15 protein-coding genes are annotated in these 10,914 nt (G+C 56.5%); all 15 read left to right on the top strand.

Annotated features, from left to right (window positions below; translation table 11 throughout):
* The first annotated feature begins 17 nt into the window (after positions 1-17).
* The 15 genes from ACAW74_RS05120 (at position 18) to ACAW74_RS05050 (ending at position 10,814) form a co-directional block, all read left to right on the top strand.
* The gene (locus tag ACAW74_RS05120; protein WP_370697114.1) at positions 18-176 is read left to right on the top strand and encodes a hypothetical protein; all 159 of its coding nucleotides are present in this window, start codon (positions 18-20) and stop codon (positions 174-176) included.
* Positions 177-197: 21 nt separating this feature from the next.
* Positions 198-503 (top strand): hypothetical protein, encoded by a 306-nt coding sequence (locus tag ACAW74_RS05115; protein WP_370697113.1) that lies wholly within the window; start codon positions 198-200, stop codon positions 501-503.
* 19 nt (positions 504-522) lie between these two features.
* The gene (locus tag ACAW74_RS05110) at positions 523-762 is read left to right on the top strand and encodes a hypothetical protein (RefSeq protein WP_370697112.1); all 240 of its coding nucleotides are present in this window, start codon (positions 523-525) and stop codon (positions 760-762) included.
* 590 nt (positions 763-1,352) lie between these two features.
* Positions 1,353-1,829: a hypothetical protein gene (locus ACAW74_RS05105; protein WP_370697111.1), complete on the top strand. Its 477-nt coding sequence runs from the start codon at positions 1,353-1,355 to the stop codon at positions 1,827-1,829.
* A 188-nt stretch (positions 1,830-2,017) separates the two neighbouring features.
* On the top strand, positions 2,018-2,599 hold the full coding sequence (locus ACAW74_RS05100; protein ID WP_370697110.1) for a hypothetical protein: 582 nt from the start codon (positions 2,018-2,020) through the stop codon (positions 2,597-2,599).
* Between the two features lie 3 nt (positions 2,600-2,602).
* Positions 2,603-5,473 (top strand): phage tail-like protein, encoded by a 2,871-nt coding sequence (locus tag ACAW74_RS05095; protein ID WP_370697109.1) that lies wholly within the window; start codon positions 2,603-2,605, stop codon positions 5,471-5,473.
* A gap of 15 nt (positions 5,474-5,488) precedes the next feature.
* Complete coding sequence (locus ACAW74_RS05090) at positions 5,489-5,932, top strand: hypothetical protein (protein WP_370697108.1); 444 nt, start codon at positions 5,489-5,491, stop codon at positions 5,930-5,932.
* On the top strand, positions 5,932-6,396 hold the full coding sequence (locus tag ACAW74_RS05085) for a DUF1353 domain-containing protein (protein WP_370697107.1): 465 nt from the start codon (positions 5,932-5,934) through the stop codon (positions 6,394-6,396). Before ACAW74_RS05090 ends, ACAW74_RS05085 begins: the two co-directional genes overlap by 1 nt.
* Before the next feature lie 96 nt (positions 6,397-6,492).
* On the top strand, positions 6,493-6,810 hold the full coding sequence (locus ACAW74_RS05080) for a hypothetical protein (RefSeq protein WP_370697106.1): 318 nt from the start codon (positions 6,493-6,495) through the stop codon (positions 6,808-6,810).
* Positions 6,811-6,979: 169 nt separating this feature from the next.
* Entirely contained in the window at positions 6,980-7,840 is an 861-nt protein-coding gene (locus tag ACAW74_RS05075; protein WP_370697105.1) for a S49 family peptidase, read from the top strand.
* Between the two features lie 2 nt (positions 7,841-7,842).
* The gene (locus ACAW74_RS05070; RefSeq protein ID WP_370697104.1) at positions 7,843-8,343 is read left to right on the top strand and encodes a hypothetical protein; all 501 of its coding nucleotides are present in this window, start codon (positions 7,843-7,845) and stop codon (positions 8,341-8,343) included.
* Positions 8,344-8,399: 56 nt separating this feature from the next.
* Positions 8,400-9,392: a hypothetical protein gene (locus tag ACAW74_RS05065; RefSeq protein ID WP_370697103.1), complete on the top strand. Its 993-nt coding sequence runs from the start codon at positions 8,400-8,402 to the stop codon at positions 9,390-9,392.
* Positions 9,393-9,485: 93 nt separating this feature from the next.
* Positions 9,486-10,154: a hypothetical protein gene (locus ACAW74_RS05060; protein ID WP_370697102.1), complete on the top strand. Its 669-nt coding sequence runs from the start codon at positions 9,486-9,488 to the stop codon at positions 10,152-10,154.
* Between the two features lie 66 nt (positions 10,155-10,220).
* On the top strand, positions 10,221-10,418 hold the full coding sequence (locus tag ACAW74_RS05055; protein ID WP_370697101.1) for a hypothetical protein: 198 nt from the start codon (positions 10,221-10,223) through the stop codon (positions 10,416-10,418).
* Positions 10,419-10,430: 12 nt separating this feature from the next.
* Complete coding sequence (locus tag ACAW74_RS05050; RefSeq protein WP_370697100.1) at positions 10,431-10,814, top strand: hypothetical protein; 384 nt, start codon at positions 10,431-10,433, stop codon at positions 10,812-10,814.
* Positions 10,815-10,914 lie beyond the last annotated feature (100 nt).

The following is a 10,914-nucleotide window of genomic DNA, read 5'->3' as shown; positions in this document are numbered from 1 at the left end:
TTAACGGCTGATTAGTCATGACCACGCAAGCGCTACAGGACTGTGTGATTGGTGGGATACTCTACCTGCCGGCAGTGGCCATCGGTCTACTGATTGGGCTGGCCAGCCTGTTGTTGCTGATGATAATACACCCGCTGCTTATCGATTGGCTGGGCGTGCGAGATCGGAAAAAGTAACTCTGTTACGACACAAACTGCATGCCCATCGACCGAAAGAAGTACCCCCGGAAGTGGCGGAAGATCAGCTATTTCATTCGGTTCGTCCGGGCGAAGGGTAAATGCGAGGAGTGCGGAGCCAAACACGGCGAACCGCATCCGAAGACCGGTACGGAGGTTGAGCTACACACGGCCCATCTGGACCATAACCCGGCTAACTGTAGCTTTTTCAATCTCAAATCGCTGTGCCACGTCTGCCACCTGGCGCACGATCGACGCGATAACTGGCGCCGACGGCTGTACGGGCCGACTGGTAAGTACCACAATCAAATCAAGCTTTTCGAATAAATACGGAAGACCAACAGCTATGACACCACCAGCACCCCAGAAACCGATGATGACCTCAACGGCACCATCTGAAGTAGTGCTGCGGCAGTACAGCAAATGGATTGACGCCAAAAACTATCGGCTGTTTATCGTACTCGACGCCTGGCATGGGCTACGGTCTAATACTATCCTGCTGGACGTGCAGAAGGAAGAGGAGGTCCACCGCACTACCGAGTACGTCATGAGCATGATCCGCGACGGCAGCTTGCTGCCTTTCTAACTAAACACAATCCTATCTCTAAGGGGCCTCGCGCCCCTTTTTTCGTGCCCCACGCCACCACAGCCGCCGTTTCTTTGCAATCTTCCCCTTAGAACTACGTTTAGGCTGTAACTCTGTAACAAAGAGGGGGAGGGGCAAGGTAAACACTGTGGTTGTCAAGCTATTAAGGTGTTACAAAATAGATTTTGTCTTTGTAACAAAATTGACTCTGTTACAAAAATCTGTAACACATAATCCCTTGACCTTTCGCCAGTTAGCCGTGATACAAACCCAATGGGGGTTGTTACAATCCATTCGGCAAACCGTAACAGGTTGCTTGCGCTGGTAACCAGCCACTTAGGCCCTTGTTACAGGATTACAAAAAAATTACAGGTTTTTGCGACTCGCGCCTAGCAGCTAAATAGCGGCCACTTCCCGGAAGGATGGCACCTTGTTGTGTACGTTTCCCTAAAAAGTGCAAATCGGTAGTTATACGTATGAAAAATAATTGCATAGTTTTTCACTAGGTAGTAACTTGTAAGTGCTTGGTCCCTGCCAATCCACTACCCGCCGAATAGCTTGCAGCTGATTCGACAACCTCTTTCTACTCAATGATTAAGACCTGTGTACCTGTCCGCGACCGTCACGTTCGTCAGTTCATCTGTGCCCGCTTTGGCAACAACACCACCACCGTCGAGCTATCGAGAAAATCCATGCTGGGCGTACTGGCTGAACTCAGCTGCGAGAAGGTAGGCTACCGCCACGTAATCCCCTCCTGCGCGGTCGATCAGGCCACGTCGGTCATCCTGATGTACCCCGACTCGCTTAAAAATCACTTCATTCACCCCAACAAGCTTCAGCTGCTGGAGAAGATGTTTAACTACATGTTTTCCCAGATGTTCCTGGAGGCCTGCGAGGTGAGCCTGATGCTGGGCATGTCGGATTACGACGCGGTGAACCTGTTCATGGAGCGTTACGGCATCACCGAAGACATGGTGGCCTCCGACACCCTGCGCAAGAAATGGCGCGACCATCAGCGCTACATGAAGCGCAAAGTGACAAGCATGATGCAGCAGTCGCTGAATTGAAAAAAAAGGTTGGGCAGTTGTTCGCCCGTTTTCGGGGGGTACTCACCGATATACCGACTTGTTCGTTCATCTGACGAGTTGTTCACGGCTAAAAACCGCCTTTCCATCATAAGGAGGCGGTTTTTAGCGTTAAAAAGGGCCGATTCTGCGTCCTATTAATTGGCTATTCTTCGGGGGTACTTTGCCGAATGACTCCCGTCGACCGGACCACTGACATTCCTGCACTACCGAAACAGGCCGGTCAAACGAACGTGCCCGGTATTCGCCGCCTCTGGCTGGTGGAAGACCGGCACGTGTTGGGGGTCGTCGATCCACGCACCCGGCCCGGCACGCTCACCAGCTGGGCGCTGCCAGAAGGCGGCCTGACGCTCATCGACGGCGAGGCCTTCCCCTACGTGGCTCTTACTTGCCGCGCGGCGCTGGGGACCTACAACCAGCGTACCGTATCGAGCGTGCAGGGCGTGGCCTACGCCCAGACGGTAAGCATCACCCTGCCGCGCGACCACCCGCAGACCCAACTGGTGCTGGCCCGGCTTATGGGCCGCCGCTGGGTGGCCGTCATTCAGGACGCCAACGGCGGGGGGCGGCTGATCAGCCTGCCGCAGTACCCACTTCGTTTCGACACCGGCTTTGGGACCAACCCCAGCAGCTTCAACCTGGTCGGTTCGACGCTCACGCCATTGCCGGCGCTGGGCTTCACCGAGTTCTGGCTGTTTGAGAACGCCGGTGCGGAATTCTCCTACGCATTTTCTGACGAGTTCAACTCATAATTTATGGCGCAGCCTTACCAGCCTTCCGACGTGAAGGCGTTTTTCCGGAGGTGGCTCAAACCCACGCCACCCGCTCCACCTCGATCCATCAAAGCGGAGTACCTGGCTGATGGCATCGATCAGATGATCGATATGCTATCGGTCAATACGTGGGCACCTGTATTTGGCCTGGCCACGGATGGTCTGCGGCTGGTGATCCAGATCGTCGATTGGACCGGTGGCCTCGGCCCCAAGCCGAACATTGGCGAGTACATCGGCACCACAGGCCGGGTCACCAATGTTGCCGACGCGGTGAGCATTCGGGGCACTCAGGGCATAAAAGGCTGGTCGCCCCTACTGCAACTGCAAAGCACAGCGCCGGTAGGGAGCACTTGGGTCGAGGGTATAGTGCTGAAAGTGGTCGACTGGACCGGTGGCGAAGGCAATAAGCCGGGTCTGGGTTACGTCGGCACGAACGGCATCGTCACCGAAGCAAGTCAGGCGGTTAATGTTCGCGGGGCTTCATGGTTCGCTTCCGACATGGTACCACTGGACCTGAGCGATCCAGCTGCCTTTGGTCAGCGGGGTGATCTATGCCTGCACACGCTGACCGGCGACGTGTACCGCTGTGAGTTTGGCACAGGCCGCTGGATACTGAAAGGCAACTTGCGGGGTATTCCAGGCCTGAACTGGCGCGGTGCCTGGGTCGCCAATACGGTATATGCCGTTGGTGATGTGGTATCCACTGGGGGCAGCGCCTACGTGCGGAAGGTGGCCGGTTCGTCGGGCAGCAGCTTTAGCGGCGTCGGAGCTAATTGGGACCTGTTGGTGGCTAAAGGCGACAAGGGTGACCAGGGTTACCGGGGCTGGACGCAAATAACGCTGCCCGTGCCCGATGGGAACCGCGTCGTGCGTCAGGTAACGGATTACATCGGTGGGGAAGGGGTAAAGCCTACGGATTACATCGGGCAATACCTCACGGCTACGGGTTTTACAACCAACATCGCACTGGCGCAGGATGTGCGTGGTCCGCAGGGACTGAAAGGCGATCCAGGTACACTAACGGCTAGTGCATTTCCTGAAGTCAATAACGGCGGAGGGATTACCGACGCTACATACGCGGTACTGCAACAGGGCACGACTCTGCAACGCATTCCGCTGAACGCCTTGCCGCTAAGAATGAACAGTACCTTCGGGCCAACGGGCAATATTGCCCAAGACCTGAGGGGACTTCTATTCAGCCAGTATACCGATATATTTCAAGGCAGACTATTGGAGTCATGCGAAAAATGGAACGTCGGTACCTCGTCTTGGGATGTGCAAAACGCGACGGTTTCGCTGGGCTTCCAGAAGCTACTGGCGGGCCGCCCCTTCTTGGCGTCACAAACCCTTATTTACGCGGGTGAGAAATACCGTCTGACCATCCAGACCGATAATTCCAGTGAAGGAGCCATGCTAGCTGTCTACATGGGCTATTTTACGGGAGCAGTCGGCTTTGCGACAAACTTGAAAGTAACGGTAGAAACCTCAGGCAATGGCGGAACCAGCTATACAACGAGGCTAGCTGAAGCCAATATTACGTTTTCCAGCTACTACCTGTTCATCCCGGTTGATTTAGGTGGCAACCGGGTGCGAGTAACATTGGAGGCTATGGGCGCGGCAGGGTCAAACTTTGCGCTGCACGGTCTGGGTGGTTTTTCCGGGAAAAGTTCTAACCAGGGGCGGTTCTGGAATCGGCTACCCTTTGGCTGGAACTATAAGCAGTACGCCTCCTTTGGCTTTCAGGCCAACGATGGCCCGCCCGACTGCGCGGCACTGGAAGTACGTTCGACCGATGCCGGTTTTTTGTTTCCCCGCATGTCAGGTGCCCAGCGTGACGCGATTCCGTCACAAACTGATGGGCTGACACTGTACGTAACTGACTCGGGTGCGCCTGGCGGCTTCTGGGGGCGGATTGCTGGCTACTTCCATAAGTTTTTAACCGTTACGGCGGCAGGGGTACTGAACTTGGATGAGCTACAGCTCCCCAGCGCGTTCCGTAACCGGAAGCTGGTTATGTGGCAGGTGACGGGTAACGATCATCAGTTCATCGGGCTGGGGGCTAACAGCGGCGAGTTTCGGCTTCAGGTCGATGGGAGCAACACCGATTACAACTGGTACGCCGGTACGTCGCCAGCTCTATCGGCCCTACTCATGCGCCTGACCGGATTCGGTAAGCTGCTGCTGGGCACCACCGCCCTGACCAACAGCAACGCGCAGGCGGAGATTGCCGGGACGAACGCGAACGACGGGGTCATTGCCACCTTTACCAACAAGTTTTCTTCCACAGGTCGCAAGGGTGCCCAGCTTCAGTTTCACTCGTCGGGCATTGCCATGTGGCGAATCGGGCTAGCCGCTGGCGACGATCAGGCGGGCGATGCCTTTGTGTTCAAAGGCTGGGCCGGTGGCTCGTTCCCCGAACTGGTACGCATCACCGCCACCGGCTCGATTGGGGTCGGTACCGACAATCCGGCCGAGAAGCTGCACGTGATGGGCCGTATCCGATCGGCGGGTATCGTGGCCGGTGGCAACATACCCGGCATAGCTACTCGCCCCGGCCTGGGGACGGGCGGCACTGCCAGTATCAGCGGGGCCGACATGGCTGGCCTGATCAGCCTGACTGCCGGCAGTGGTACCGGCGTAAACGCCGAAGTATGCAAGGTGACGTTTGCCACCGCCTACACGGCAGCGCCCAAAGTGGTGATGCTCGACGCTCGCAGTAAGAACGGTCGCTATCAGCTGGGGCGGCTGTTCGTCTCGGCCATTACGGCCACCGACTTCACGATCTCAACGACCGACAGCGCGATCGATGCCGGTACGGCAACCATTGATATTCAGTACGTGGTGATTGCTTAACCTCTTTTCTTTTCCATGTCAACCATCCAACAATCTATTGCTCCCCAGCCGCTAACAGGACTCAACCGGCTGGGCGTTTTTGCTTCGTTTACTATCCTGGCCAGTCGTGAGATGGTCCAGCAGACCAACATCGTGTTCTGCGACGATCAGGGCGTTCCGTTGCTGGAAAAGGCAGCAGCCGATGAGACGCTGACCGAGCAGCAGCGCCAGGAGCTGGCCACGCTCTACCAGACCAAGCTGGTCACCCGTACCACCGAAGGGGCCTTCGTGGACGCGACGGGTCAAGTAGTGACGGCAGACACCGAGGGGGCTATTCCGCAGCTTCAGTTCTTTCGGAGCCTAACTTTCGCGCAGGTGATGGCCATGGCAGGCCTGACCAAAAACGATAGCTTTGCCGATGGGCTGTACGCGCTGCTGGGGGCCGAGATCGGGAAGATCGACCAACGTGGGCAGCTGTGATGATTCGGCAAACCGACATGGCCTACGTGGTAAGCGTGGAGATCGACTCCCGCCTACCCAAACGGGATCAGATGCGCGTATCTCAATCGTTCACCGTCGAATTGTTCGATGGTCGGCTGGTTACGGTGACCGCCGGATTTGTGACGGACTGTCACAGTACGCCCCCGCTCCTGCACAATCTGCTGCCTGCCTACCATTGCCGCACGAATCTGGCAGCGATTGTTCATGACTACCTGTATATGCACTGGGAGGCTTTTGACTATCACCAACTACGAGAGCGGCGGGACGGGTTTCCCGCTCAATCTAAGCTTCTGGCCATGGCTATCAATGACCCCAGGGCCTATGCCGATGAGGCGTATTACCGACTGATGGAGCAGATGGCCCCGGGCGAATGGAGAAACGGCTTGTACTGGGTGGCCGTTCGCCTATTTGGCTGGTGGCGATGGCGTTCGTTTCGAAATTGATTTACTAAAAAAACACTGTATAAATATCTGAGTATTTGTTGTTTGATTAAGTTGAATCGTTAATATTTGTCTTTACATCAAACAAACTAGATATTCATGGGCTTCGGAAATGATTACCTTGGCCTTGAGGCTGAAAAGCGAATTATTGAAGAATGTGTGATAAATGCTGTTAGCAAAACGTACGCTGATGTGAAGTTATCGTTTACGTTCGTTCAAGGACCAGATGTGTTCGTTAAAGTGGTCTGTAAACGGGAACAGGAGCTTGAGCTTGTCATCACCTACAAAGAATTTTTAGACTCGCTGGCAATCCCTTCCCAAAACATATACGCCGTCATTGTTGGCAGCTACGTGGCCAACGAGGTTATAAAGCTATTGACCTCAGTCGGTTGGAATTCGGCCCAGGCCAAAGGATAAGCAAGCACTAGCTCAGGTTGCCTAAACTAGTTTTATTTTAAGTTACGGTGGGTACGTAAACCCCGTCTGTGGTTACAGACGGGGTTTTTTGTGTCCTATTGTGGCCCCTTCTAGCCCAGGATGTTTGTAGCCGGGACCGCCCGCGCGGTCATTTTCCAGACGCACACTCATGACTGGTTTTTCTTTTGCCGGTACCTGGTACCTCGATTACGGCTACGCCGAGCGTATGCGGGAGGTCATCCGCCCCCGCCTGGAGGCTGGGAAAGACCCCCTGCCTCAATCGCTTCTCCAGATTAATCCGGACGCGGAACCGCCGCCTATCGACGCGCGCCTGACCAGTGGCGAGCAGCGGATTGCCGATTACTTCCGCACGCCGGAGGGGGTGGGCATTCTCTCGATCAACGGGGCCATGTCGCGCTCGGGTGAGCTTTGTTCCTACGGCAACGAAACGCTGATGGCCTGGGCTGGCATTCTGGGCCGCGATGAGCACACCCGCGCGGTGCTGCTGCGGGTCAATTCACCGGGTGGTACCGTCGACTCGACCAAAGCCTTTGCCGATGCGATTCAGGCCGTCAACGCCGTCAAGCCTGTAGTTACCTGGACGCCGTTCGCGGCTTCAGCGGCTTACTTCGTGGCCAGCCAGTCGCGGGAAATCTGGGTCGAAGATCAGCAGGTGGGCGGCGTCGGCTCCATCGGCGTGCTGATGGTGCTGACCAACCAGAGCAAGGCCCTCGAAAAGCAGGGCATCGAGGTGGAGATTATGCGGGCCGAAGGTTCTCACCAGAAGGCACTGGTCAACGGCATTGAGCCGATCGCCGATCCCACGCGGGCCGAGTTGCAGGCCACCCTGAACGCCTGCCGATCGGAGTTTGTGGGCTACGTGCGCCGGGGCCGGGTGGGCAAGATCAAGTCCGATGAGGTGTTCACCGGCAAAATGTACACCGCCAGTCAGGCGGTGCAGCTAGGCCTAGCTGACCGCAAAGGGTCATTCCAGCAGGCCTATCAACGAGCAATTCAACTTTCAAAATAGTCATGGCTAAAACCACTAAACCCGTCTCGGCCATCGTGGCCGAGCTGTTTCCGAAAAGCGAGAAAGCTCTTTCGGAAGCGCTCAGTACCGAGCAGTTCAACGCCCTCGCCGAAGACGCGCAGGAAGTCCAGGATCGGCTCGACGCCCAGGCCGAAGGTAACCAGGCCGTGGCGAATGATCTGATTCAGGCGAACGCGACGCTGAAGGAAACCCAGGACAAACTCACGGCCTCGGAAGCCAACCTGACTCAGGCCAATACCGACCTGACGGCCGCTAATAAGCTGGCCACCGAAGCGCAGGCCAAAGCCGACCAGTGGGATGCGTACCAGGCCTCGCTCAAAGGGTCGGGTATGGGCAACGATACGGGCAACGGGAAGGGTAAACCCGCCCCTGCTGCCAGCACGAGCGAAAAGGATCAGAAAATCCTCGACGACAAGAACCGGCTGGCCAAGGCCTATCCGGGTCTGATGGCCGATCTGCACACGGCCACCGACGAGGAGTAGCCCCAACCGGCTCCGCTCACCTTCCTTCTTTTTTCACCTCTTAAATTTTTTGCGACGTGTCAGTAGACGTAACCAAACTGTCGAGCAAGCTCAAAGAGAATATTGCCGACTACAGTAAAATTTTCTACCTCAACCAGTCCAACGGCTTCAATATCAAGCAGGACCGGTTGTTTACAGGGTATCAGATTCGGGACAAGGTGCCCTTGGTCCGCAGCTCGACCACACCCATGCTGCAACCTGGCCGCAAGGGTGGTTCACCCAACTACAAAGGCGGGGTTGAGCTAGCCAACCGGGAGGGTGTGCTGCGTCCGTTCCAGGCCAACCTGAAGCTGGACGAACAAACCCTGTACGCCTGGACCAAGCAGTACCTGGCCCGCAAGAAGGCGACCGATTCAAGCGATATCTACAGCTTCGAGGCCATGAACTGGTACATGGAGAACGTGATGCGTCAGTGCCGGAAAGATGTGCTGGGGGCCATCTACAAAGGCGTGCTGAACTCAACAGGCACGAACCCCGTCGACATCATGGACGGGTTGAAGCTGAAGTTTACCCAGGGTATCGCCACGACGGGAACGGGCTGGGTTGGCGACATCCCGGTGGCCAACATCGTGACTTCAGCCGCTACGATCAACGCCAGCAACGTGCTGACGGAGCTTCAGAAGCTGGGCCTGCTGTTCTTCGGAGCCTTCGATGAGCCGCTGGAGGAAGAGGTGATTATCGCCGTCGACCCGATGCACATCGTCTACATCACCCAGGCGCTGGATTCGCAGCTGAGCAACAACCAGCAGATCGTGTACCGCGAGGGTGGTAAGCTGCGGCTGGCGTTCCTGCCCAACTCGTCGATCGAGGCCCGCTCGTGGCTGAAGGGGACGGATAAGCAGCTGCTGACCTTGCCGGGTAACCTGGCGGTGCTGGGGCCGGAAGATACCACCGAGGACGTTCCCTCGATCCAGGTCGAAGCGGCGGAACGTACCCTGAAAATCTTCATGGACGGGGAAATCGGTATCGACTACGCCGATGGCCGGGTACTGTTCATGAACGACAAGTAAGCGGTCTAACGATCGGCAGTCTGAGTCATAGCTAGGATAGTCATCGCAGATGTTCACCGCCTTTTCTACTTCACCTTTTTCTCTCTCTTTACAATGAAGCATTTACGGCTTTTCGGTTCGTTTCTCTTCGCGCTGGTGATGATTGCCAGTGCAGTTTTCCCCGCTGAAGTGCAGGCGATGGTGCCGCCTAGCTTGCATGATTTTGTGATTGCCCCGGAAGGGGTTGTCGGTGCCGCAGCCGTCTTCACCGGCATCAGTCGCCGGGCGCGCGGGGTGGCCAACCTCGGCGGTATCACCAAAATGGTGCTGTTTGCCGATACGGACCTCACCACGGACTGGCCCCTGCAAAAAGACATCACCCTGGGCGTACTCTCGACCCCGCCCCCGGTAGCGGCTGGCACGGTTGGGGCTGTACTGACCTTCGATACGAACACTGGCCGAGCTAAATCGGCCCGGAAAGGGGAGTTGGGTTATCAGACTGTCGACGTGGACGGGGAAGGCAAGTTTGCCGGTTACGATGCGGCCCAGATTGCGGCCATCGATAAGACCATCAACAACGGTGGGATTGCGATTGTGTATTACAAAAACGGCGATCGGGCTGTATACGGTACGCAGTTGGAGCCGTTGACCTTCGAGGATACAACCGACTCAGGGGCGAAGGGCGATGACAAAAACCAGATCGACTTCAAGTTCAAGGGGTCGGGCTACGCCTTCCACCCGCCCCTGCTGGCCTCGACGGTGGTGGTGCCGCTGCCGGTGTAACAGGTACGTACCTAAACCGGGCCTCTCTCGTCAGGACGGTACGCCGCCGCGGAGGGGCCTTTTTTTATGGCTAAACGCAGTAAATCCCTCATCAAAATGTATCAGGTCAAAGACGAATTCGCGGGTAAGATCAAGCTCGAAACGGGCGAGGGTACCACGCTGCTCGACCACAACACGCCCCAGCTGTCGCTGGCCACTCTGTACGAGGGCTCAGACCTGGCAAAGGGTTATATCGAACTGGTAGCTTCAGCTGAGGCGGCCTAATAAAAACAGCTCATGTACAACTTAGACAGCAACAAAATTGACGGCGTGCTCAAGAGCCTGGGCAACGCGGGTAAAAACGCGGTGGCGGCGCTCAACGCCATGACCGATGGCGAGTTCAAAGGCTCGGCGATGGAAACCAACCCGCTGGAGAATCTGGGCTACATCGTGCGGACATTGCAAAACGCAAAGGAACGGGCGGTTAGCAATGCCGAATTCGTGGGCAAGACACCCGAAGAGGTTACCCAGATTCTGGAGCAACGCCGAGTCGACGAACTGGCGGCGATCCAAGCCAAATTTAACGAGCAGCTGGCCGAGATGACCAAGGAGCCAGAGCCTGAAGCCGAACCCGAGGAGGAGGCTGGTAGCGGGGATGACCCGAACCAGACCCAGAATTAACCCCGTAAGCGAAAGCCCCAACCTTGACCCGTTGGGGCTTTTTCGTATGTTTGCAATGCTAACATTCAGTTTTTTTGGTGAGTGACCAACCGGCGTGACC

It is taken from the genome of Fibrella musci, from assembly GCF_041321105.1.
Lineage (GTDB): Bacteria > Bacteroidota > Bacteroidia > Cytophagales > Spirosomataceae > Fibrella > Fibrella musci.
This window is presented reverse-complemented; position numbering and strand designations above follow the sequence as displayed.